Genomic DNA, 23322 nt, shown 5'->3' on the forward strand with positions numbered 1-23322 from the left:
TGTCGGAGAACTGAGGGCAACCTTATTGTGGGAGCGAGCCTGCTCGCGATTGCGGTGGGTCAGTCAGTAGAGATGCTGACTGTTACTGCGCAATCGCGAGCGGGCTCGCTCCCACAGGGTCTACACAAATCTCTAGATTGCCTCGAGCTTGGCATACCCCAGCATCAGCCACTTGCTGCCTTCGCTGAAGTTGACCTGCACCCGGGCCTGCGCGCCGGCGCCTTCGAAGTTGAGGATCACGCCGTCGCCGAATACCGAATGGCGCACGGCCTGGCCGAGGCTGAAGCCGGTTTCCGGGATGTCGCTGCCGCCGAACAGGCTGCTGGTGCCTTGCTGCTGGCCGCCGAACGGACGGCTGACACTGTTGGACAAACGCACTTCCTGGATCAGGCCTTTCGGCACTTCACGTACGAAGCGCGACACTTTGTTGTAGGTCTCGCTGCCATACAAGCGTCGGGTTTCGGCATAAGTCAGCACAAGGTTCTGCATGGCGCGGGTGATGCCGACATAGGCCAATCGTCGCTCCTCTTCCAGGCGTCCCGGTTCTTCCAGGCTCATCTTGTGCGGAAACAGACCTTCTTCCATGCCCACCAGGAATACGTAGGGGAATTCCAGGCCCTTGGCGCTGTGCAGAGTCATGAGCTGGATGCTGTCTTCATGCTCGTCAGCCTGGGTGTCGCCGGCTTCCAGGGAGGCGTGGCCAAGGAAGGCAGCCAATGGCGACAGGTCGGCGTCTTCTTCGGTGTTCTCGAAGTTGCGTGCGGCGCTGACCAGTTCCTCAAGGTTTTCCACCCGGGCCTGGCCTTTCTCGCCTTTTTCCGCTTCGTGGTAGGCGATCAGCCCGGACTGCTCGATGACGGTCTGGGTCATAGAATGCAGGGGCATTTCCCTGCATTTGGTGGCCAGGTCCTCGATCAGTTCCATGAACGCCTTCAGCGCACCGGCTGCGCGGCCGGTCAGCCCTTTGTTGGCAACCAACTGCTGCATGGCCTCCCACATGGACACATGGCTGTGCCGTGCGTGATCGCGAATGGCTTCGACGGTCTTCTCGCCAATGCCCCGGGTCGGCACATTGATGACTCGTTCCAGGGCCGCATCGTTGCCGCGACCTTCGATCAGACGCAGGTAGGCCATGGCGTTCTTGATCTCGGCGCGCTCGAAGAAGCGCTGGCCGCCGTAGATGCGATAAGGGATCCGCTCGCGCAGCAAGGCCTCTTCCAACACCCGCGACTGGGCGTTGGAGCGATACAGAATGGCAATGTCGCTGCGGGCCAGGCCGGTTTTCAGCGCGCTCTCGATGGTTTCCACCACATAGCGGGCTTCATCGTGTTCGTTGAAGGCGGCGTAGAGGTTGATCGCCTCGCCGTCGCCACCGTCGGTCCACAGCTCCTTGCCCAGGCGTCCGGTGTTGTTGGCGATCAAGGCGTTGGCGGCTTTGAGGATACCGGCGGTGGAGCGGTAGTTCTGTTCCAGGCGGATGACTTCGGCGTCGGGAAAGTCAGCGGAGTACTGGTGGATATTCTCGATCTTGGCACCGCGCCAGCCATAGATCGACTGATCGTCGTCACCCACCACCATCAGGCTGTCGCCGCCCTTGGCAAGCAGGCGCAACCAGGCGTATTGCACGGCGTTGGTGTCCTGGAATTCGTCCACCAGCACATGCCGGAAGCGCTTCTGATAGTGCTCCAGCAAGCCTGGGTGGTCACGCCACAGGTCCAGCGCACGTAGCAGCAACTCGGAAAAGTCGATGACGCCGGCGCGCTGGCAGGCAGCCTCGTAGGCCTCGTAAATGCTGCGCATGGTTGCCAGGAACAGATCACCGCTGGCCTGGATGTGTTGCGGGCGCAGCCCCTCGTCCTTCTGTCCGTTGATGAACCACTGGGCCTGGCGCGCCGGCCAGCGCTGCTCGTCCAGCCCCAGCTCGCGGATCACTCGCTTGACCAGGCGCTGCTGGTCATCACTGTCGAGGATCTGGAAGGTCTGGCTCAGACCGGCTTCCTGCCAGTGTGCCCGCAGCAGGCGGTGCGCCAGGCCGTGGAATGTACCGACCCACATGCCGGCAGGGTTGAGGCCCATCAGTTGCTCGATGCGATGACGCATCTCGGCAGCGGCCTTGTTGGTGAAAGTCACCGACAGGATCGAATGGGGCGAGGCATTCTCGACCTGGATCAACCAGGCGATACGGTGCACCAGCACTCGGGTCTTACCGGAGCCGGCACCGGCCAGGACCAACTGACGACCCACGGAGGCGGCTACGGCCTGACGTTGGGCATCGTTGAGGGAATTCAGCAGAAGGGAGAGATCATCGCGCATCGGGGCATTCTAGGGTGTCGAAGTCACCCCGGGCAAACCGAGCTTTGCACCAGCCGATAAAAGACCGTTTGTTGATGACCGGTTGGTCATGGCCTACAGGCATCGGTGGGCCTCGCTTGGAGGCGTTATAGCAACGGAAATTGTGACTTTTTTCGCTGATTTTATGAGCCAGGACAGTGTGGGATGGCCTATGGCTTGTGTATGCTCGCTGCATGTTCGGGTTCTCCACGCCTCGCTGAATAAGAACAACAACAGTGCCAATGACGCTCAATCCCGATCCGGCGGGCCCTTGTGTGGAACCGCGGGTCATCTACAAGCAGTACGCCACGCAGATGGCGGTCGAACGCACGCGTCTGCTGTATCAAGGCTCTCTGTTGCCTACGCTGTTCATGCTGATCAACGGCCTGGTTTGTGCCGCGCTGCTTTGGGAGCCGCGGCGCTATTTCCTGGTGAGTGTCTGGCTTGTCTGGTTGCTGTCGCTGGTCGCGTTGCGGGTGATTCAGGTCGCCGCGTTCGATTCGGCGATTCCCAGTCGCCAGGCACAGCCCATCTGGCTGCGCATGTTCTTGCTTGGCTCCGCGCTAACCGGACTGACACTGGCCGGGGCCGGCATCGCTCTGGTTCCGGCCGACAGCTTCCAGCAACAGGCCTGGGTGTTCGGGCTGATCGGGGCCGCTACCTTGTCGGCCAGCGTTGCCTATGCGGTGAGTCTGCCGGCGTTCCTGTCATTTACCTTGCCCTGCCTGTTGCCGGCCATTCTCTATCTGTTCTGGGGCGATGACGAGCAGCAGCGGGGGTGGGGCTGGCTCGGGCTGGTGGTGCTGGTTTCGTTGAGCGTAGTGGCCTGGCAAGTCAACCGGTTGATACGCAGTGGCATGCTGCGGCGGTTCCAGAACCAGGCGTTGATCGAGCATTTGCAGCAGGCGCAAACCTGCAGCGCGCAGCTCAACGAGGCACTCGCACGGGAAGTCGAGCAGCGTCGTAACGCCGAAGACCAGTTGCGCGCCGCCCAGGCCGGCCTGGAGGCCCGAGTGGCCCAGCGCGGCCAGGCGCTGGAGGTGGCCAGCCAGGCCCTGAGCAAAAGCGAGGCTCGCCTGGCCTTGGCCCTCAAGGCCAGTGAGCTGGGGCTGTGGGATTGGAACCTGCAGACGGACGAGGTTCATCACACTCAACTCAAGGAGCTGTTCGGCCTGGAGCCCGAATACGTCACGGCGATGCTCGGCCACCTGACTCCGCGCCTGCATCCTCAGGACCTGCCGGTGCTCAAGCGGGCGTTGGTCGAACACCTCAAGGGCCGCAGCGAGGATTACCAGATCGAATATCGGGTGCGCCACGGCGACGGGCATTGGGTATGGATCGAAGACCGCGGCCGTGCGGTGGAACGCAGTGCCAGCGGACGGGTGCTGCGCATGGTCGGTACCCGGCGCAACATCAGTGCCACTAAAGAACTCGAACAGCAACGACAACTGGCAGCCACGGTGTTTGAAGCCGCCAGCGAAGGCATCGTGATCTTTGACCCCAACTATGCATTACTGGCCGCCAACCAGGCGTTCACCCGGGTGACCGGTTTCAATATCGATGACATGCTGGGTCGCAACGTGGTCGACCTGCCGTGCAGTCGCGATGCGCGCCGACACTACCCGATCATCCGTCAATCGCTCAAGCAACACGGCACCTGGCAGGGTGAACTGGTGGAAGCCAGAGCCAATGGCGAGTTGTACCCGCAATGGTTGCAACTGAATGTGGTGCGCGATAGTCGGGGAAATATCAGCCATATCGTGGGCTTCTTTGCTGATCTTTCGGCGCGGCGCGCCTCCGAAGAGCGCATGCGCTATCTGACCCATTACGATGAGCTGACCGGCCTGGCGAACCGCTCGTTGTTCCGTGAGCGCCTCCACGAGGCTCACCAACGGATACGTCAGGGCGGGCGGCGCAGTCTGGCGTTGCTGCATATCGACCTGGATCGGTTCAAGCTGCTCAACGACAGCCTCGGTCACGATATTGCCGACCAGTTACTACAGAAGATGGCCAGACGCCTGATCAATGCGCTTCCCGAGGCGGACACTATCGCCCGGCTGTCCGGCGATGAGTTCGCGGTATTGTTCGATGCGTATGGCAACCTTTCCAGCCTGGCGAGGGTAGCGACGCGCCTGTCGGCCAAGTTGCGCTTGCCGGTGACCATCGAAGGTCACGAATTGGTAGTCAGTGCCTCTATCGGCATCAGCCTGCTGCCCGACAATGCACGGGAAGTGTCCACGCTGGTCAGCCAGGCGAACATGGCGATGCAGCATGCCAAGCACCTGGGTGGAGATAATTTCCAGTTTTACACCGACAGCCTCCAGGCCAGTACCCTGGAACGCCTGCAACTGGAAAATCAGCTGCGCAAGGCCCTCGAAGAGCAGCAGTTGAAAGTCTTCTACCAACCCAAGCTGTGCCTGACGACCGGACGCTTGAACGCCGTCGAGGCGTTGGTGCGCTGGGAGCATCCGCTCATGGGCCAGGTCCCGCCGGGGGATTTCATCGGTTTGGCCGAAGAAACCGGGCTCATCGGGCCAATTGGCGAATTCGTGTTGCGCCAGGCCTGTTGGCAGGCCTGCGAATGGCAGCGCCAAGGGCTTGCGCCCATCCGGGTGTCGGTCAATCTGTCGGTGCATCAGCTACGCCATGGCAAACTGGTCAGCCTGGTGCGGCAAGTGCTGGAAGAAACCGGCCTGGCGCCTCAATACCTGGAGCTGGAGTTGACTGAGAGCCAATTGCTCGACAGCGTGGAGCACATCATCGCCACGTTCCAGCAATTGCGTGACCTCGGGGTCAAGCTGGCAATCGACGATTTCGGCACCGGTTATTCGTCCTTGAGCTACCTCAAGCGTATCCCGGTGGATTACGTGAAGATCGATCAGGCGTTCATTCGCGGGCTGGAAGAGGGCAGCGTGGATACGGCGATCACTCGGGCGATCATTACGATGGCCCATGGGTTGTCGCTCAAGGTAGTGGCCGAGGGCGTGGAGCGCCGCGAACAGCTCGACTTCCTGAAAGCCGAGCAATGCGACGAGGTGCAGGGTTACCTCATCAGTCGCCCGGTCGAGGCCGATGAGCTGGTCCGGTTGCTACAGAAACAGTACATGGAATGAACTTCCCACCGCAGCGCCAGGTGTCGTGACGGTCCGGTGGGAAGATCAAGGTGTTAATTAATGGGTGATGATGACTTCATCGATGTGATGAAGTAGCTCGCCCTGATAAAAGATACTGACACCGGTCACATTCGACTGTCCTGCAACGGCATATTCAACGTGTTTTTCGGTGATGACTTGCAGCGACGGATCGCTGGAGTGCTCCAACTTCAGTTCCAGTCGCAAGTCAAAAGATTTGTCTTGTAGTGCACTTCGCACCAGCGTCGGCGTAACGCCGGTGTTGGGGACTTCTACGGTGCCGAACGCGCGGAAAGAGGCGGCGCCCGGCATGCGGTCGATTTGTGCGGTCCAGTTTTTGGTTTTAATAGTCATGTTTGTAACTCCTGTAATTGAGTGGGTATTGCGTCCTGCGTCACCAATATAGGAGGCTGCAATTAATTAGGGAAGACGAGGGTGTGCGTGGATTTGAAAGATAGTATGTATTCGGCTTATTAGGGTTAGTTGTATTTTTTAGTTTGGGTACGGTCTGGGAAACCAACTAGTGTTCAATAACACTAGTTGGGCGGATGAGTGGGCTCGGGGGCTTTGACGCGTCAGCATCCTTACGCCCATGGATGCGAAAGCCGTCGGCCACATTCCAGATTTGTCGTCAGATGATTTTCATATGTCCGCAAGGCCGCTGCAGGTGGCTACATGGCGCATTTCCCGCCAAAACCAGGGGTAGCCAAGCCCATCCAGTTACGTTTTGACCAGGCAAGATGCCAATTCTTGTAGTATAACTACAAGATTGCTACATCCCGGCCCCTGCCAATAACAAGAGTCCAGCCCCTTGAACCTGTTGCAACACATCGCCCAGTCACGCCACCTGCTGCGCAAATCGGAATTGAAAGTTGCCGATCATGTACTGCTTGACCCTGCGGCCGTCATGCACAGCTCCATGGCTGATCTCGCCCACAGCGTTGGCATCAGCGAACCGACCATCGTGCGTTTCTGCCGGGCCATCGGTTGCTCTGGCTTCCAGGACCTGAAGCTCAAGCTGGCGCAAAGCCTGGCGGCCGGGGCGAGCTTCGGCCAGTTTGCGATCCATGAAGATGATTCGGTCGCCGACTATAGCCTGAAGATTTTCGACACCACCCTGCACACCTTGATGGAGGTTCGCGAGAAGCTCGACCCGGTGGCGTTGCAGAAAGCCGTGACGGCGATGTCCCAGGCCCAGCGGGTCGAGTTCTACGGCTTCGGTGCTTCCGGCGCGGTAGCGGCCGATGCCCAGCACAAGTTCTTCAGGCTGCTGCTCACAGCGGCGGCCTATTCCGATCCGCACATGCAGGCAATGTCGGCGGTCACGTTGAAGCCTACCGACGTGGCGATCTGTATTTCCCAGTCGGGACGTTCCAAGGACTTGCTGATCACCGCCAACCTGGTGCGTGAGAGTGGGGCCTCGCTGATCACCCTGTGCCCGAGCCAGACGCCACTGGCCGAGCTCTCCACGGTGAACCTGGCCATCGACGTGCATGAGGACACCGAGATCTACACGCCGCTGACCTCACGCATCGCGCATCTGGTGGTCATCGACGTCCTGGCAATGGGCGTCGCCATGGCGCGCGGCCCGAGCCTGGTCAACCACCTCAAGAGCGTCAAGCGCAGCCTGCGCAGCCTGCGGTTGTCGCCCAAGTCGGTAAAGGCGCTGGACGACTGAGTCCCGAAGGCAGAGGTTCTGTGGCGAGGGAGCTTGCTCTGTAGCGAGGGGATTTATCCCCGCTGGACTGCGCAGCAGTCCCAAGCTTTTCTCCGGTGTACATATTTGTAGGTGTGGCGTTCTCGGATGAGGGTTGCTTCGCAGCCCAGCGGGGATAAATCCACTCGCCACAGTTTTATCCCTTCAAAATCTCATCCCTGAATTCATCGTTCTGTAACCCATGCGCCGCCAAACGGTCATCCCACGCCTGCATCGTAAAGCTCCCGTATACGTCTTGGGAGTCTCGACATGACCCAGTCCTACGAAGAACGCAGCGCCGTCAAAACCCGCCGTCAGCAAGAAGACCAGCGCCGCATGGCGTTCCGTCGTGCGATCGAAGACCGCTATGAGCAGCGTCAGCTTCTGGCAGAAATCAGCGAATTTCCTGACGCGGTCGAGTTCAATTACTGGCAGGCGTCACCGTTGGCTTCCCGTCGAAACGCTCAACCAGGCCAATGATCTGAGCGCGCTCGCCGCGCACGAATGCCAGGAAAGCGTGGGCCACCGGTGACAAGCGCTTGGCCCGGGCCTGCACCAGGCACCAGCTGCGGTAGAGCGGCAGTTCCTCGACCGGCAGTTCGATGAGCGCGCCGGATGACAACTCACGGCTCACGGCGTGGCGCGTCAACAGCGCCACGCCCAGGCCCGCCACCACGCACTCGCGTTGGGCCTCGGCCGAGGCCACCTCCAGGGTCTGGGTGAAATGCACCCGTTTCTCCTTGAAATACTCTTCGCAGGCCAACCGCGTACCCGAGCCCGGTTCGCGCAGCAACAGCGTGTACGGTTCCAGATCTTGCAGGCGCAGGGGGGGCATGTGGGACAGCGGATGGTCGGGCGGCGCCACGGCGACGATGGGATTGTTGAGAAACGGTAGGAATTCCAGACCCATGTCCTGAGGCACCATGGACATGATCACCAGATCATCGCGGTTGTCCGAGAGCCGTCGAATGACCTGGCCGCGATTGACCACCGTGAGGCTCAGGTTCACCTCCGGGTGCTGGCGCTTGAACGCGGCGAACAGGTGCGGGGCGAAATACTTGGCACTGGATTCCACTGCCAGTTTCAGCTGGCCCTGCAGCGAACCCTGCATGTCCGAGAGTTGCATATCGAGGTTTTCCAGGCGCCCGAAGATGTCCCGGCTTGCCCGCTGCAACGCTTCGGCGGCTTCGGTCATGTAGAGCTTTTTGCCTACATATTCAAACAGCGGCTGGCCGATCAGCTCTTCAAGGGATCGAATCTGTAGGCTAACGGCCGGTTGCGTGAGCGACATTTCATCGGCCGCACGGCTGTAGGACCGTAGGTCACACACCTCATTGAAAACCTGAAGTTGCCGCAATGTCATACGCATCAATGACTTACGCATTCGCTAGGTACTCTGAACCGCGTCGGATGGTCCAACTATAAAGGTTTGCTTATACACGACCCAATAAATATTCATTTTTGTTAATCCTTAGCCGGGACTAGTGTGGACGTGCGACCAATTGTTACATCTGGTCACGCGTCGGCCTGGGCTCCAGGTCGTGGTATCACCGGCTCAAGGGAACCTCCAATTGATAAAAAAGATCCTGATCGCCAACCGCGGTGAGATTGCCGTTCGCATCGTGCGCGCCTGCGCCGAGATGGGCATTCGCTCGGTCGCGGTCTATTCCGACGCTGATCGGCATGCGTTGCATGTCAAGCGTGCGGACGAGGCCCACAGCATCGGTGCCGATCCGCTGGCCGGTTACCTGAACCCGCGCAAGCTGGTGAACCTGGCGGTGGAGACCGGTTGCGATGCCCTGCATCCCGGCTACGGTTTTCTCTCGGAAAACGCCGAACTGGCGGACATCTGCGCCGAACGCGGAATCAAATTCATCGGTCCGGCGGCTGAAGTCATTCGCCGCATGGGCGACAAGACCGAAGCGCGCCGCAGCATGATCAAGGCTGGTGTGCCGGTCACGCCGGGCACCGAAGGCAACGTGTCGGGCATCGAAGAAGCGCTCAGCGAAGGGGACCGCATCGGTTACCCGGTGATGCTCAAGGCCACCTCCGGCGGTGGCGGTCGCGGTATCCGTCGCTGCAACAGCCGTGAAGAACTCGAACAGGCCTTCCCACGGGTGATTTCCGAGGCCACCAAGGCGTTCGGCTCGGCGGAAGTATTCCTGGAAAAGTGCATCGTCAATCCCAAGCACATCGAAGCGCAAATCCTGGGTGACAGTTTCGGCAATGTGGTGCATCTGTTCGAGCGTGACTGCTCGATCCAGCGTCGTAACCAGAAGCTGATCGAGATCGCCCCCAGCCCGCAATTGACCCCTGAACAGCGCGCCTATATCGGCGACCTCTCGGTGCGCGCCGCCAAGGCCGTGGGGTATGAGAACGCCGGCACCGTGGAGTTCCTGCTCGCCGAGGGCGAGGTGTACTTCATGGAGATGAACACCCGGGTGCAGGTGGAGCACACCATCACCGAAGAAATCACCGGGATCGACATCGTTCGTGAGCAGATCCGCATTGCGTCCGGGCTGCCGCTGTCGGTCAAGCAAGAGGACATCGTGCACCGTGGCTTTGCGTTGCAGTTCCGGATCAACGCCGAGGACCCGAAAAACAACTTCCTGCCCAGCTTCGGCAAGATCACCCGCTACTACGCCCCCGGCGGACCGGGCGTGCGCACCGACACGGCAATCTATACCGGCTATACCATTCCGCCGTTCTACGACTCGATGTGCCTGAAGCTGGTGGTCTGGGCGTTGACCTGGGAAGAAGCGATGGACCGTGGCCTGCGGGCCCTGGACGACATGCGGCTGCAAGGGGTCAAGACCACCGCCGCGTATTACCAGGAAATCCTGCGCAATCCGGAATTCCGTAGCGGCCAGTTCAACACCAGCTTCGTCGAAAGCCACCCTGAACTGACCAACTACTCGATCAAGCGCAAACCCGAAGAGCTGGCCCTGGCCATCGCCGCCGCCATTGCCGCCCACGCAGGCCTGTAAGGAATCATGAACATGTCCAAGAAGATCTTTGTTACCGACACAATCCTGCGCGACGCCCACCAATCGCTGCTTGCCACCCGCATGCGCACCGAAGACATGCTGCCGATCTGCGACAAGCTCGACAAAGTCGGCTATTGGTCGCTGGAAGTCTGGGGCGGTGCGACGTTCGACGCCTGCGTGCGTTTCCTCAAGGAAGACCCTTGGGAGCGTCTGCGCCAACTGCGCGCGGCCTTGCCCAACACCCGCCTGCAAATGCTCCTGCGCGGCCAGAACCTGCTGGGCTACCGCCATTACAGCGATGACGTAGTCCGCGCATTCGTTGCCAAGGCGGCGGTCAACGGCATCGATGTGTTCCGGATTTTCGATGCAATGAACGACGTGCGTAACCTGCGGGTTGCCATCGAAGCGGTGAAGGCTGCCGGCAAGCATGCCCAGGGCACCATCGCCTACACCACCAGCCCGGTGCACACCATCGATGCCTTCGTGGCTCAGGCCAAGCAGATGGAAGCCATGGGTTGCGATTCGGTGGCGATCAAGGACATGGCCGGTCTGCTGACCCCCTACGCCACCGGCGAATTGGTCAAGGTACTGAAAGCTGAGCAATCGCTGCCGGTGTTCATCCACTCCCACGACACCGCCGGCCTGGCTGCGATGTGCCAACTCAAGGCCGTGGAAAACGGGGCCGATCACATCGACACCGCGATCTCCAGCTTCGCCTGGGGCACCAGCCATCCGGGCACTGAGTCGATGGTCGCCGCCCTCAAGGGCAGTGAGTTCGATACCGGTCTGGACCTGGAACTGTTGCAAGAGATCGGCCTGTACTTCTACGCCGTGCGCAAGAAGTACCACCAGTTCGAAAGCGAGTTCACGGCGGTAGACACCCGCGTCCAGGTCAACCAGGTGCCGGGCGGGATGATCTCCAACCTCGCCAACCAGTTGAAAGAGCAGGGCGCGCTGAACCGGATGAACGAAGTGCTGGCGGAAATCCCGCGGGTGCGCGAAGACCTCGGCTTCCCGCCGTTGGTGACTCCGACCTCGCAGATCGTCGGCACCCAGGCTTTCTTCAACGTACTGGCCGGTGAGCGCTACAAGACCATCACCAACGAAGTGAAGCTTTATCTGCAAGGCGGCTACGGCAAGGCGCCGGGGTCGGTGAATGAGAAGCTGCGTCGTCAGGCCATCGGCAGCGAAGATGTGATCGATGTGCGTCCGGCCGATCTGCTCAAGCCGGAAATGACCAAGCTGCGTGGCGAAATCGGTGCGCTGGCCAAGTCCGAAGAAGACGTACTGACCTATGCCATGTTCCCGGACATCGGCCGCAAGTTCCTCGAAGAACGCGAAGCCGGCACCCTGACTCCGGAAGTGCTGTTGCCGATCCCCGAGGCAGGCGCTGTCAGCTCTGCCGGCGGCGAAGGCGTGCCGACCGAGTTCGTCATCGACGTGCACGGCGAGACCTACCGCGTCGACATCACCGGCGTCGGCGTCAAAGCCGAAGGCAAGCGTCACTTCTACCTGTCCATCGATGGCATGCCGGAAGAGGTGGTGTTCGAGCCGCTCAACGAATTCGTCGGCGGCGGCAGCAGCAAGCGCAAGCAAGCCACTGCACCAGGCCACGTCAGCACCACCATGCCGGGCAACATCGTCGATGTGCTGGTCAAGGAAGGCGACGTGGTCAAGGCCGGCCAGGCGGTACTGATCACCGAAGCCATGAAGATGGAAACCGAAGTCCAGGCGGCTATCGCCGGCAAGGTCACCGCTATCCACGTGGCCAAGGGCGACCGGGTCAACCCGGGCGAGATCCTGATCGAGATCGAAGGCTGAACGAACAGCCTCGATACAACGTTTTAACCTCGGGGGGGCATGGGCTCCCCTTTTTTTTGCCTGAATTTTCGCGGCCCCCCTGTGGGAGCGAGCCTGCTCGCGATAGCGTTGGGTCAGCGCGCATAGTCGGTGATTGTGACGCCGTCACCGCGAGCAGGCGCGCTCCCACAGGGGATGGAGGTCTGCACGGAACAGGTCAGAACACCATCCGCCATTGCCCCATCAACGCACCGTTGCGATTGTCCTGGCCGGTTTCACCCTTGTAGCTCAGTCCCAATGTGTGTCGCGGCGAAACGGCCAGGTCCAGTGCGGCTTCCAGCTGCAGGCTGTCCCGGTCCAGTTCGATGCCTTCGACGGTATAAATCTTGCCGCCGTCGACCAGACGCTGGCGAGAACTGCCGCGGACGTCGCCATAGAGGTGCTTCCAGCCGACATTCAGCCGGGGAATCAACCGCGTGCCCTGGTCCAGAACGAAGGCGCGGGCGAGGTGTAGGCCCAGACCACTGGTGTAGTGGTCTTGGGTCTGGCCCTCGAACTGCAGCGCCGCGTCGCCGCCTTTCTCCGTGAAGTGATCGCGTTGGTAGCGCTGGTAGCCCAGCTGGACGTAGGGCTCGATATCGAAATGACCAACGTCCAGGTTGTAGCCGATTTGCCCGAAGACCTGCTGCGTGCTGGCGTCGTAACGACCCTTCAAGCGATCGTTGAAGCCATTGAAGTCGACGTGGCGCTTGGTGTTGCCTTCGTGGTTGCCGTACACCGCGCCCAGGCGTAGCGCCAGCGGCCCGTCCTGACGCAAGGCGTAGGCGCCGACGTGCCAACTGTCGAGCCCGCCATCGAATCGATAACCGTCCAGCCGCGTCTCGCTCTTGCCGCCGGCGATCCCCAGGCGCCAAGCCGGGCTGATTGCCCAATCGGTCCCTAACAGCACCCCTGTAGTCGAATGCTTCAGGGCGTAGTCGTCCAGATGTTTGCCGATGCGGCCGCTGTTGCCGATGGCCTGGACCCAGACCTGGCCGTTGCCATGGGCGCCCTGGGGATTGCTCCGGCCCATGGCCGCGAGCACCCCGGTGCCGATGGGGGTGATGCTGCTCAAGGTGGCATTGCCCAGGTCGGCCACGTCATAGCCAGTGAGCTGGTCGATGGCGTCGGCGGCGGTCGTCAGGTTGGTGCCGAGCAGGGCATTGATGGCGGTGTTGGGTTTTGGTTGGGACTGGGCCGTTTGCGCCGGGGCGACCGAGGCTTGAGCCGCTGCTTGCAGGGGTTCGACGAGCGGGGTTGCCGTTGCTTTTGTTTCCGCTGGAACCACCGCAGCCTCGGCAATGATGGCTACTTCGATAGGCTCGGTCACTGTCGGTTTGAGCGGCTGCAGGTCTTCAACAGCCTCGACGAACGATTGCCCGTTTTCGGTGGTCGCTGCCAGCGTGACCGGTACGTAGTTACGGGTGTAGGTCAGGCGAACTTCCTTGTCCAGGTAGTCTGCATTGGCGTCCATAAAGGCCAGTTCATTGACGACCTCGCCGAACTCACCTTCGATGGCGTTCGCCCGGATCACTGTATGCGCGCCGTTCTCGATGGCATCGCCCGCCACGCCGGTGACGGTCAATGTTGCGTTGCCCAGGCGTGCGGTACCGCCCACGTCGAGGGTGGCGTAATGGCCCTCGGCGTTGACCCGGTGAATCAGGTTGGCCGTTTCCGACAGGGAAAGATCCCGGACCACCGACGGCGCACCGGTCTGTGGGCCGATTTCCAGCTGGCCCGCGACGTTGAGCCACTCCACCGTACCATTGCCACCGAACCAGGCTTTCTCGCGCACCTCCACACGGCCGGTGACAGTGCCGGTGTTGGTCATGCGCGCTTCGGGCTCGACAATGATGCGATTGGCCAACACGCCCTGGTTATCCAACGTACCGAGCACGCCGATCGGTCCTTCGATATGGCCGCTGTTCACGAGTGTGGTCTTCGGCTCGATCACAGCCCAGCCAGCGAAGCGTCCAGTGTGTTGCCACTCACCTTTTGTCAGATGCAACGCCTCGAAATGGCGCGCCTCTTCAAGTTTCCCGCCCTTGGCAATGTCCAGTTTCAGCATGTTCGTGCCGCCACCCCCGTCCACGGCACCAACGAATTTTCCGCGTCCGTTGAGGATGGCCAGGTCGTTGATGTCCGTCAGCCTCTCGCCGTCCTTGTGAGGCTTGAGATTCTTGCTCGGATGGGTGTCCGTCGCCTCGGCGAACGCTTTGAGACGACCTTGCAGCTCGGCCGTTGTGGGGATATCGGCCAACGGCTGAGCCATACAGATATCAGCACTACCCAGCACCAGCGCAACGGCCAGGGCGAGGTGTCGGGGCGGGTATGAATGTCGGGCGGGCATCGAATGCGACCTCTCATGAAGGGAGTCCGCACTGTAAAAATTCCACCCGTCGAGCGATGCCAGCCATGTCTTTGCTGCGGGCAAGACGCGGCGGATGAAATCCGTAGGCCACTGGCGGCGCACTCAATGATTCATGGTGTCGGCTGGCAAGGGCTGACGCTTTGCCCTACAGCATCCTCGGACCGGTCGGTTTGACGGGCCATGGTCACATCAACTTACGCTCGCGCAGCGGCCCAGCTGTCTCCCATACATATGTACGCCATGGCGGCTCGAACGGCGCGATAGGGTCCGGACTCTTCAATCAGAACCGGACCCTTCAGATGTCGATTTTCCCCAACGATGAACCGGGTGTTGCATCGCCCGGCCCCCGGTCGGAAGCGACCGACGCCCAGGCGAGGGAGCAACTCAGGCAGTTGGACCTGCTGGACACCCACCAGGTACAGCTGTCCCGGTTGTTCGCCGCCGTTCCCACCTTCGACAAGGTCATGGGAAACCTGCTGGTCGGCCTGCTCAAGGCCAGGATTGCGGCAAAGATGTTTCGTCCATCGCTGCTGGCGGGACTGGAACCGGATCACTGCTATGTGAACCGCTTCACCACGAGCCCGAACGGCCAACGCATCCTGATTTCAACAGAAAGCTTTACCCAGCTGCTGCGCAACAGCCTGATAACCGGCACTGCCCCTGACTTTGCCAACGGTGGCGTCGGTTTTTTCACTCGCCCCGATTCCCTCAAGGACGCCGACAGCCTCTTTGCCGGCGCGCTCGACGTGCCTACGTTGCGGGCCCTGCAGACGGTGTTCCATATCCCACACCCGCCCACGAACGAGCAGGTGAAACGTGAGTTCCGTGACGAGCTGGCGCGTTTTCGCCAGCGCAAGGACTGGGAGGCGGCGCTGGGCGTGACGGCCTCGTCCACCACGCAAGCCGCCCTGGCGCAGTTGTTGTCCCGACGCTTCCTGCACCTGTTCGATCTGTACAAGGCCGATCGGGACCCTGTCGCCCAGCCCAGCCAGGCTGTGCGAATCCAGCAAAGCGATGACGATCGTCTGCTGGACCTCATCACCACGCATCCGTCCCAAGACGACCGGAGTCGTTTGTCGCGCGCTCCCGTGCCCCATGTCTATGCAGTCATGCTCGACAGCGGCGCGGCACAGCGGCAGAAGTGGCCGGCGGCGATGGTGATCAAGTTTACCGACCGGCCTTCGCTGTTCCTGTATTCCCTGGAGCGTGGGCTTGAGCGCTTCGAAGCGTTCCAGGACCTGGTCAGCCGCGTACGGCCCTTTCTTGACGGTCAGGAGCACGTGATCCGGGACATTTCCACGGAACTGTCGGGGCATGTCTTCGAGGTGGCGGCCGCGGACCTGCTGCAGATGCAAGGCGCGGCGCTGGAAAAGGTTTTCAGCGCGCCCGCAAACCCAACGGTTGCGGTGAATGATTTTGCGCGGCTCACCGAAGATGCCCTCGGCCTGCCGTCGTTATCGTTGGCCGGGCCACTGGTGGCCCGCCAGGAAGCCTTGATAGAGAAGCGTCGCCCCGCTTTCTACAAGAGCGCGGCCCCGGCCGAGCAGGCCCATTATCGGCGTCTCGAAAGCCAGGTATTCGACGCCGTCTACGTTCTGGGCAGCGACGTGCCGACGCTGGTGCGGTTCACGCAGCAGAAGATCAGGCAGTACGTACAACAAGCCTTCCACCCGCGCATCGACGTGGACCCGGATCGGACCCAGGTCAAGCTGTTCTTCGGCGACAGGGCCAACCCGAGACAATCGCGGACCACTAGCCTGACTCAGTTGATGCTCGACAATCTGCGGGCGCAGCAATACCCGAACGCCATGCGCGAAGTGCTGGCGGTGTACCTGATCGACCGCCACGGTCAACGCATTCGGCACCCGGACAGTGGCTTCTCGGTCACGATGACCGGAGGCGAGCTGGCCAGGATGGCGACGAGCATCGACGCCGGTGGCAACTATGAACTCCTGTTGCGCGAGCGAATGAACGAACCTCGCTACAAGTCGGCCTGGAAGGCGGCCTACCGGGCCAACCTGCTATTCAAGGGCTATGAGGCGACGCTCCAGGGCGACGCCGTGTTCAAGGCGCGTGTGATCGATCCGGTCGCCAAGCCCGCCCATCCGCCAAAGCTGTTGGCCAGTTGGCTGGAGGCGATCGTGCAATCTCCCACGGTTGCCACGCGGCCATGGGTGGGAGGCCGCCGGGTTCATGTCTACGGTCTGCTCCTGGGAGGCAGTGTCGATGCTCAGGGCAGCGCGCCGCGCAATGCCCTGAGCATCGACGGTGCGTTGATCTTTTCAGACCAGGCCGGGCCAGACATCAAGGGCACCGTGGGCGTGTATTTTCCGGACAGCCCCCAGGGTAATGACCTGCATGAATTCGCCGACCTGAGCGACGGCATTACCGGGCTGTTGCAGCAGGAAGAGTGGCGCACGTATTTCCGTTCGCGAATTTCAGCCCTCGATCAGGAAGAAATCAAACGCGCCCTGGGCCAGCACCGTGGGCGTCCCCTGATTCGGGGCTGGCTGATCAGCGACGATTGGCTGGAGAGTTTTCACCGGGCCCACGTCAACTACCACAGCGCCTACGCGGATCACCGCTCCAACAGCAATCGCGACATCGGCCTGCAAACCACTGCGCGACTGGTGATGATGGCGGTGGAAATCGTCATGGACCTGGCCGCCCTGTTGCTGATCCCCGGCTTCCAGATGCTGACCCGTGCCATCAGGACCGGCTTGCTGGTGCTCAGAACCGGCGCGGTGCCAACGAACACGACCACGCTGGCGTTTGTCCATGCGGTGGCCAATACCCGTAAGACCGCAGGCCTTGGTGGCGTGAGCTTCAACCTACGCGGAGGTTCCTCCTTCCTGGCGGTGACGGCGCGCCAGAACGCGCCTGGCGCGCCGTTTGGCCTGCCCCTCGAAGCGGCGCTTTATCGGCGCTATGCCGTGGCCGATACCACGGTGATCCGGGGGCTGCCCGCGGACGCCCGCGGCTTCTATCGCCCCACCATCACCGACAGCGCCACGGGGAGCGCCGCGCGCCGGGTGTATGTGCAGCAACCCGACGGAACGGTGTTTCGGGTGCACGACCACACGCCGCTCGGGGCCGTCGAGGCGACCATCGTCGACCCGGTGTCAGGGTTGAACATCCGCTCCAGTGGCGTGATGAGAAGCACCGTGGCGCGTGCGCCCAATGGCGAATGGCACGCCGTCGGCTTTGGCTTGGGCGGGGGTAAGCGCTCGCCTGCAGGTTCGCCTCAAGCGGGCCCGTCGAGCGCCAAACAACCCTCGACCGCGCTTCGCGCCGTGGCCGACCTGGTCCGCACGCCCAATGAGTGGGACGTCGAGATCATGGACCTGGTCCCCGCGCTCATCACCCGCCTTCCAAGCTGGCCGCGAAACCGCAGCCTGTTGGTCATCGATCAACGGCGTGGACACCAGGACTGGTCGATACGCTTTACCCCGGGCGTGGTCGAAAGCGGCTACCCGACCGGCACGCACCCGCTGCGCGCCGACACGGACGTCGTGCTGATTCGCACAGGGGAAGACCACTACACGCTGCGGCTGGCGGGCGATACCGACGTCACGTTCGACCCCGACGGCAACTGCTTCTTCAACGCCGTCGCCCGAGGGTTGAACGAGGGCCAGCCGTCACAGAGGTTTTCGATGCAGGGGCTGCGTAACGAAACCGCTGCCTACATCGAAGGCCACCCCGAGATGAGCAATTACCTGGTGGCCCCGCCCACCGGCCTGCAGCAAGCGCTCGCCGACAATGCACGTTCCCTGGAGCATCTGATGGGCAAGGCCGCGGTCTTCGATGTGAGCCAGATTGTCTACGGCACGCACAACCCGCATAACCTGTTTCAACCGCTGGTGAATTTTCTCAACCTCTATGCTGGCGATGCTGCTCGCCGAACATTGAATCAGGCCTGGGACGCCGCCCTGCCGCCCGAAATCCTGCGGCACATCGGCAGTTACCTGTCCCCCCGGGCACCGGGTCGCCCGATACTGAGCAGCATCCCGTACTACACGCAAACCGATCGATCCCTGCGGACCTTCTTCGAAGACACGCTGTTGGGGCCCATCAACCGTTCGGAAATCGTCGAACTGCTCAACAATGAATACCTGATGTTTTCCCAGGACGTGGTGCACATCATGCTCGAATACGGGCTCAAGGCCCGTGAGCTGACCGATCACCATCCCAGGAACAGCCTGGCCTATGTGCGCTATGACGACGCCCTGCATGGCCACCTCAACGAGACGCAGCTCGAAGAGGCGCTCAACGGTGCCTACCTGGTGGACCGCGATGACTTGAAGAAGGCCAAGAGACGCTACGAGCAGGAGACCGGCAACCTCATGGATGACGACGCGGACTTGCTGGAGCAACACATTTATTACGACCGCGCCGATGACCTTGTCGACTTGCTCACCGTGGCGCTGGAGCGATTTCCCGTGTTGCAGGCGCGGGCAAGCATTCTACTCAAGTCTCCGGTGATCGCCTCCAACCTGGGAGGCCTGTTCCCCGTGAGCCTGCTGTCGCAATGGATACGCACACCGAGCATCTCCAACTCGCGCCTTCAGCTCATCGGCGATTACGTCAGCGGCCGCTATGACGAATTGACGAGGTATGGCGCCATCGATATCAACTGGATGCGGCCGTTCGACGACTGGAACCTGCACAGCCTGTTCACCCATCGCCAGGCCTTGCTGGATTTCTTCGGCTTTCTCCAGGAGGTCCGGTACGTCAAGGACAGTGACCTGTCGGCGGTCGCCCGGTTGTTTAGTTTGCCAGGGCAGCCGCTGTCCAACAGCCGGGTCGCGATCCTGTTCAACCGGCCGAACCTTTGGGTCTCCATTCGCTCGATGCGCGGGATTTCGCGCGACAGCGCCAGGGCGATCTGGCACGACTTGATCGGGCCGCAGTTCAGCGACGACAACATCCGTTTCGCATTGGGGCGACCAGGTTCGTTGGACAGCGAGTCGGCGCTCACCAGCGCCTTGATCGACAGCCTGGTCAATGATGAGGCCCGGGCGCATCGACTGATCCGGGATGCGTTCACCATGAGCGACCGACAGGTTCAGTACTTCCTGCATAACTTCGATTTTTCGGCGAGCTCCACAGGGCATGGCCGGCTGGATTTCGCCAGTTATGTCAGTGCCCATGGGGCCATACCCCAATGGGCCTGGCCGTACGCTCGAAGCGGGGTGACGCCGCAGGTACTCGAGCCGTTCCTGGCCACGAGAAAACCGCCTGAATCCTGATCGACCTTGAACGATCGCCACCGCGCGCCGATGCGCGGTGGCGATCCTCGCTCGCTCATCACGCCGAGCGACATTCGGCCAGGCTGCGCACCTGGCCGCCTTCTCGCTGATTCTCGTCGCTGAGCCATCGCTCGAACGCCGCGCCGAGCGCCGGCCATTCCGAATCCAGCATCGAGTACCACGCGGTGTCGCGGTTCTGTCCCTTGACCACCATGTGCTGACGGAACACGCCTTCAAAGGTGAAGCCCAGCCGTTCGGCGGCGTAGCGCGAACGGGCGTTGGCGTTGTTGCACTTCCATTCCAGGCGCCGATAGCCCAGGGCAAACGCTTCCTTCGCCAGCAGGTACACCGCCTCGGTGCTTTTCGGCGAGCGCTGCATCGGCGCGCCGAAGGTTACGTGGCCGATCTCGATGCGGCCTTGCGCGGGAACGATGGACATCAGGCTGAGGATGCCTTGCACCTGTTCATTGGCGCGATCGATCACGGTGAAGAAATACGGGTCGAGATGGGCAGCGTGGTTGTCCAGCCAGGCATTGAATGCCTTGCGCTCGGAAAACGGACCGTAGGGCAGGTAGTCCCAGAGTTTCGGATCGGCGCCGGGGCCTTCGAGCGCTTGCCATAACCCGTCGGCGTGGCGCGCCGGGTCGAGCTTTTCCAGGCGGATGAACCTTCCTTCGATCAGTCGAGTGGTAGGCGCCGGGACACCTTTCCAATTGGCGAGTGAAATCGACATGCTGCGCTCCTTACAGGGCTTTGCGAAATTGAATGAAGCCAGGCCGTTCGGCGACGCGCTCGTAGAGCTGGATCGCGGTCGCGTTGGTTTCGTGGGTCAGCCAGTGAACCTTGCAGCAACCGTCGGCCTTGGCGGTGTGGTAGACGAATTCGATCAACTGCCGGCCGACGCCCGTGCCGCGGCATTGTTCCGTCACCAACAGGTCTTGCAGGTAGCAGGAGTTCTCGATGCTCCAGTTCGAGCGGTGATAAATGAAGTGCACCAGGCCTACCGCCTTATCGCCCTGCCAGGCGAGTGCACCGTGGGTCGGCTCGCGCTCGTCGAGCAAGCGTTGCCAGGTGCTCTGGCTGACGGCGTCCGGCAGTTCGGTGTTGTAGAACCGCAGGTAGGCCTGCCACAACGGCAGCCAGGCGGCGTGGTCGTCAGCGCTGACGAGGCGGATCTGGGTCTGGCTCATGTTCACTCCTTGGGCGAGGGGGCGGGCATCAAGCGTGCGAGCGCCTGATCCTGCGGGTCGAGGCTGGCGGCGAGGCCGTTCTGTACCCCGGCGGCGTCCGCCGGGCTGCGGTTCTGGCTGAGCTTGCGCTTGCCTTCCAAACGCTGGATGGGCAGGGCGAACCCGACGATGGCCTTGAGCATGCTGTCGATGTATTCGGCCGGCGCATCGTCGAGTTTCCAGGGCTGGCTGCGACCGGTTTCGTGGCGGTCGGTGAGGGCGCCGACCAGCTTGCGCAGCCGATGCGGATCGCTGAACACCTCGGCACTGCCGTAGGCGTGTACGGCCAGGTAGTTCCAGGTCGGCACGACTTTGCCGTGCTCGGCTTTGCCGGGATAGAAAGCCGGGCTGACGTAGGCATCGGCCCCGGCAAAAACCACCAGGGCCTGTGCCCCGGCTTGCAGGTCGCGCCACTGCGGATTGGCCCGGGCCATGTGCCCATAAAGGCTGCCGTTGGGGCCTTGTTGCGTATCCAGCAACAGCGGCAGATGACTGGCCTGCAAGCCGTGCTCACCTTGGGTGATCAACACGGCCAGGCGGCAGTCGTCCATCATCCGGTGCAGCTCGGACAGGTCCTCCACGGCGAAAGCTTTGGGGTTGTACATGACGATTTTCCTTGGCGATTGCGAGCATCCTAGGCAGGCTATTGGTCTGTTGTAAGAGCCACTTCAGGCCAATTCGATAGGACCATTGCGAGGTTGTCATGAGCCCCACCGTGCCGCCGCTGTCATTCAACCCCGCCGGAATCGAGCTGGACCGTCGTCATGGACTCAGTCGCCAGCTGTACCAGGCGTTGCGTGCGCGGGTACTCGACGGGCGCCTCGCCAGTGGCACGCGGCTGCCGGCCAGTCGTGACCTGGCGACGGCGTTGTCGATCTCCCGTAACAGCGTGGTGCGCGCTTACGATCAGCTATACGCCGAGGGATTCATCGAGGGGCGGGTGGGGGACGGCACATATGTGGCTGAGCTGTCTTCTCTGGTGACGGGCGGACCCCATCGCGAGCAGGCCCGCACCCGCGGGAATGTGCATTCGAACGTGGGAGCGAGCCTGCTCGCGAAAAGCCCTTCGCCGGAAAATATATCCACAAATATATCCACAGGGTTTTCAACAGGCTTATACACAGCCTTATCCACAGATTGGCTGGATTTACCTGTGGGTCCATCCAGTAAAGTTATCCACAGTGATGCGCTGGAGCGGGTCCAAAAGAACCATTTGGCCCAGCCACCCAGCGGTCCGCCACGGGCTTTTCGAGTGGGCGTGCCGGCGTTCGATCTGTTCCCATTCGACGTCTGGGCCAAGCTGAATGCGGCTTTCTGGCGTAAACCGGATCTGCAACAGCTGTGCTACGGCGATGCTCAGGGCGATGCACGCCTGCGCGGCCTGATCGCCGCCTATCTGCGCAGTTCCCGAGGCCTGCAATGCACGGCTGAACAAATTGTGATCACCAGCGGCGCCCAACAGGGCATCAGCCTTTGTGCACAGCTGTTGGTGGACCCCGGCGATGTGGTGGCGGTGGAAAACCCTGGTTATCGCGCTGCCGGGCACGCATTTGCCGTAGCCGGGGCTGAGGTGCGGGGCGTGCCGGTGGACAGCGACGGCCTGGATTGCTCCGCGCTTGCTTCGTTGAGCCATTGTCGGCTGGCGTACGTCACGCCGTCTCATCAATACCCCACCGGGGTGGTCATGAGTCTACCCAGGCGCCTGGAGCTGCTGGCCTGGGCCGAGCGCAACGATGGCTGGATCGTCGAAGACGACTATGACGGTGAGTACCGCTACAGCGGCGCACCGCTGGCGCCCTTGGCGGCGCTGGATCGCCAGGGACGGGTGCTGTACGTCGGCACGTTTGGAAAGGTGGCGTTCCCGGCGCTGCGCCTGGGCTACCTGGTACTGCCGCCGGGCCTGGTCAACGCGTTCGCCCGGCGCCGTGCGGTGGATGTGCGCCACTCGGAAGTCAGTACTCAGGCGGTGATGGCCCAGTTCATGGCCGCCGGGCATTTTCAGCGGCATATCCGGCGCATGCGCCGGGCCGCCCTGGCCCGGCGTGATGCGCTGCTGGCCGGTTGGCCGAAGGCTATCGCCGGGGTCCGTGCCATGCCCACGGTCGTCGCGGGCCTGCACGTCATGGTGCCGGTGGACAACGTTGAACGTGAACGCCAGTTGATCGCGCAGGCCACTGCGGTGGGGGTCGAAATCAATGGTCTGAGCAGTTATTGGTTACCGGCTACCCCGGCAGAGCAGGCTCGGGCCGGGCTGGTACTGGGTTTCGCTGCCGTCCCGCCAGCGGCGATTGCAACGGCGCTGGCGGACCTGGTGAAAGCCTGGAGAAACTGAGGCGTCAGACCTGCCATGAAGTGCAACGCCGCTCATTCAACAATCACCCAACCTGTGGCGAGGGAGCTTGCTCCCGCTGGGCTGCGCAGCGGCCCCCGTAGCGGCAACCCGGTTCAGCAGGCAAAACGCCGCCAGCTGTGATGGGCCTGCTGCGCAG

The 23322-nt window shown here is 61.8% G+C and carries 14 protein-coding genes; 7 read left to right on the plus strand and 7 right to left on the minus strand.

Translation table 11 applies throughout. The features are described from left to right. Window positions 1-132 precede the first annotated feature (132 nt). Window positions 133-2313, minus strand: coding sequence for a DNA helicase II (gene uvrD / locus ACLEJR_RS07415; RefSeq protein WP_440813032.1), 2181 nt, complete (start codon window positions 2311-2313; stop codon window positions 133-135). Window positions 2314-2573: 260 nt separating this feature from the next. Between uvrD and ACLEJR_RS07420 the strand changes: the two genes are divergently transcribed. Further along, window positions 2574-5444, plus strand: coding sequence for an EAL domain-containing protein (locus ACLEJR_RS07420; protein ID WP_440813034.1), 2871 nt, complete (start codon window positions 2574-2576; stop codon window positions 5442-5444). A gap of 57 nt (window positions 5445-5501) precedes the next feature. On the opposite strand, the gene ACLEJR_RS07425 is transcribed toward ACLEJR_RS07420, so the two are convergent. Further along, window positions 5502-5816 carry a hypothetical protein gene (locus ACLEJR_RS07425; protein ID WP_440813036.1) on the minus strand — a complete coding sequence of 105 codons (315 nt, stop codon included), beginning with the start codon at window positions 5814-5816 and terminating at the stop codon, window positions 5502-5504. 457 nt (window positions 5817-6273) lie between these two features. Here ACLEJR_RS07425 and hexR point away from each other — a divergent pair, with 457 nt between their 5' ends. Then, on the plus strand, window positions 6274-7140 hold the full coding sequence (gene hexR, locus ACLEJR_RS07430) for a transcriptional regulator HexR (protein WP_003187110.1): 867 nt from the start codon (window positions 6274-6276) through the stop codon (window positions 7138-7140). 288 nt (window positions 7141-7428) lie between these two features. Continuing rightward, window positions 7429-7638, plus strand: coding sequence for a PA3496 family putative envelope integrity protein (locus ACLEJR_RS07435; protein ID WP_440794713.1), 210 nt, complete (start codon window positions 7429-7431; stop codon window positions 7636-7638). Here the strand turns inward: ACLEJR_RS07435 and ACLEJR_RS07440 are convergent. Next, window positions 7580-8542 (minus strand): LysR family transcriptional regulator, encoded by a 963-nt coding sequence (locus tag ACLEJR_RS07440; RefSeq protein ID WP_440794715.1) that lies wholly within the window; start codon window positions 8540-8542, stop codon window positions 7580-7582. The genes ACLEJR_RS07435 and ACLEJR_RS07440 overlap by 59 nt on opposite strands. Window positions 8543-8729: 187 nt before the next feature. Here ACLEJR_RS07440 and ACLEJR_RS07445 point away from each other — a divergent pair, with 187 nt between their 5' ends. Continuing rightward, window positions 8730-10145, plus strand: a complete 1416-nt coding sequence (locus ACLEJR_RS07445) for an acetyl-CoA carboxylase biotin carboxylase subunit (protein ID WP_440794717.1) — start codon at window positions 8730-8732, stop codon at window positions 10143-10145. 12 nt (window positions 10146-10157) lie between these two features. After that, the gene (oadA, locus tag ACLEJR_RS07450; RefSeq protein WP_440813039.1) at window positions 10158-11966 is read left to right on the plus strand and encodes a sodium-extruding oxaloacetate decarboxylase subunit alpha; all 1809 of its coding nucleotides are present in this window, start codon (window positions 10158-10160) and stop codon (window positions 11964-11966) included. Window positions 11967-12162: 196 nt separating this feature from the next. Here the strand turns inward: oadA and ACLEJR_RS07455 are convergent, their stop codons facing one another. Beyond that, on the minus strand, window positions 12163-14256 hold the full coding sequence (locus tag ACLEJR_RS07455; RefSeq protein ID WP_440813041.1) for an autotransporter outer membrane beta-barrel domain-containing protein: 2094 nt from the start codon (window positions 14254-14256) through the stop codon (window positions 12163-12165). A 398-nt stretch (window positions 14257-14654) separates the two neighbouring features. On the opposite strand from ACLEJR_RS07455, the gene ACLEJR_RS07460 reads away from it, so the two are divergent. Beyond that, on the plus strand, window positions 14655-19604 hold the full coding sequence (locus ACLEJR_RS07460; protein ID WP_440813043.1) for a hypothetical protein: 4950 nt from the start codon (window positions 14655-14657) through the stop codon (window positions 19602-19604). Between the two features lie 58 nt (window positions 19605-19662). Here ACLEJR_RS07460 and ACLEJR_RS07465 read toward each other — a convergent pair whose 3' ends face one another. The 3 genes from ACLEJR_RS07465 to ACLEJR_RS07475 are packed head-to-tail and all read right to left on the minus strand — an operon-like array spanning window position 19663 to window position 21438. After that, a complete protein-coding gene (locus tag ACLEJR_RS07465; RefSeq protein WP_440813046.1) occupies window positions 19663-20337 on the minus strand; it encodes a GNAT family N-acetyltransferase in 675 nt (224 codons plus the stop codon). A gap of 10 nt (window positions 20338-20347) precedes the next feature. Further along, entirely contained in the window at window positions 20348-20794 is a 447-nt protein-coding gene (locus tag ACLEJR_RS07470; protein ID WP_440794727.1) for an N-acetyltransferase family protein, read from the minus strand. A gap of 2 nt (window positions 20795-20796) precedes the next feature. Next, the gene (locus ACLEJR_RS07475) at window positions 20797-21438 is read right to left on the minus strand and encodes an FMN-binding negative transcriptional regulator (RefSeq protein WP_440813049.1); all 642 of its coding nucleotides are present in this window, start codon (window positions 21436-21438) and stop codon (window positions 20797-20799) included. A 98-nt stretch (window positions 21439-21536) separates the two neighbouring features. Between ACLEJR_RS07475 and pdxR the strand changes: the two genes are divergently transcribed. Beyond that, the gene (pdxR, locus tag ACLEJR_RS07480; RefSeq protein ID WP_440813051.1) at window positions 21537-23165 is read left to right on the plus strand and encodes a MocR-like pyridoxine biosynthesis transcription factor PdxR; all 1629 of its coding nucleotides are present in this window, start codon (window positions 21537-21539) and stop codon (window positions 23163-23165) included. Window positions 23166-23322: the final 157 nt, after the last annotated feature.

This window comes from Pseudomonas sp. SMN5 (assembly GCF_052041925.1).
GTDB lineage: Bacteria > Pseudomonadota > Gammaproteobacteria > Pseudomonadales > Pseudomonadaceae > Aquipseudomonas.

Bases quoted from the DNA above. Each gene is read 5' to 3' on its own strand.
- ACLEJR_RS07460 (WP_440813043.1), top strand. From the start codon at position 14,655: ATGTCGATTTTCCCCAACGATGAACCGGGTGTTGCATCGCCCGGCCCC.
- ACLEJR_RS07435 (WP_440794713.1), top strand. From the start codon at position 7,429: ATGACCCAGTCCTACGAAGAACGCAGCGCCGTCAAAACCCGCCGTCAG.
- ACLEJR_RS07420 (WP_440813034.1), top strand. From the start codon at position 2,574: ATGACGCTCAATCCCGATCCGGCGGGCCCTTGTGTGGAACCGCGGGTC.
- oadA (WP_440813039.1), top strand. From the start codon at position 10,158: ATGTCCAAGAAGATCTTTGTTACCGACACAATCCTGCGCGACGCCCAC.
- ACLEJR_RS07455 (WP_440813041.1), bottom strand. From the start codon at position 14,256: ATGGCTCAGCCGTTGGCCGATATCCCCACAACGGCCGAGCTGCAAGGT.
- ACLEJR_RS07475 (WP_440813049.1), bottom strand. From the start codon at position 21,438: ATGTACAACCCCAAAGCTTTCGCCGTGGAGGACCTGTCCGAGCTGCAC.
- ACLEJR_RS07465 (WP_440813046.1), bottom strand. From the start codon at position 20,337: ATGTCGATTTCACTCGCCAATTGGAAAGGTGTCCCGGCGCCTACCACT.
- ACLEJR_RS07425 (WP_440813036.1), bottom strand. From the start codon at position 5,816: ATGACTATTAAAACCAAAAACTGGACCGCACAAATCGACCGCATGCCG.
- ACLEJR_RS07470 (WP_440794727.1), bottom strand. From the start codon at position 20,794: ATGAGCCAGACCCAGATCCGCCTCGTCAGCGCTGACGACCACGCCGCC.
- ACLEJR_RS07440 (WP_440794715.1), bottom strand. From the start codon at position 8,542: ATGCGTAAGTCATTGATGCGTATGACATTGCGGCAACTTCAGGTTTTC.
- uvrD (WP_440813032.1), bottom strand. From the start codon at position 2,313: ATGCGCGATGATCTCTCCCTTCTGCTGAATTCCCTCAACGATGCCCAA.
- pdxR (WP_440813051.1), top strand. From the start codon at position 21,537: ATGAGCCCCACCGTGCCGCCGCTGTCATTCAACCCCGCCGGAATCGAG.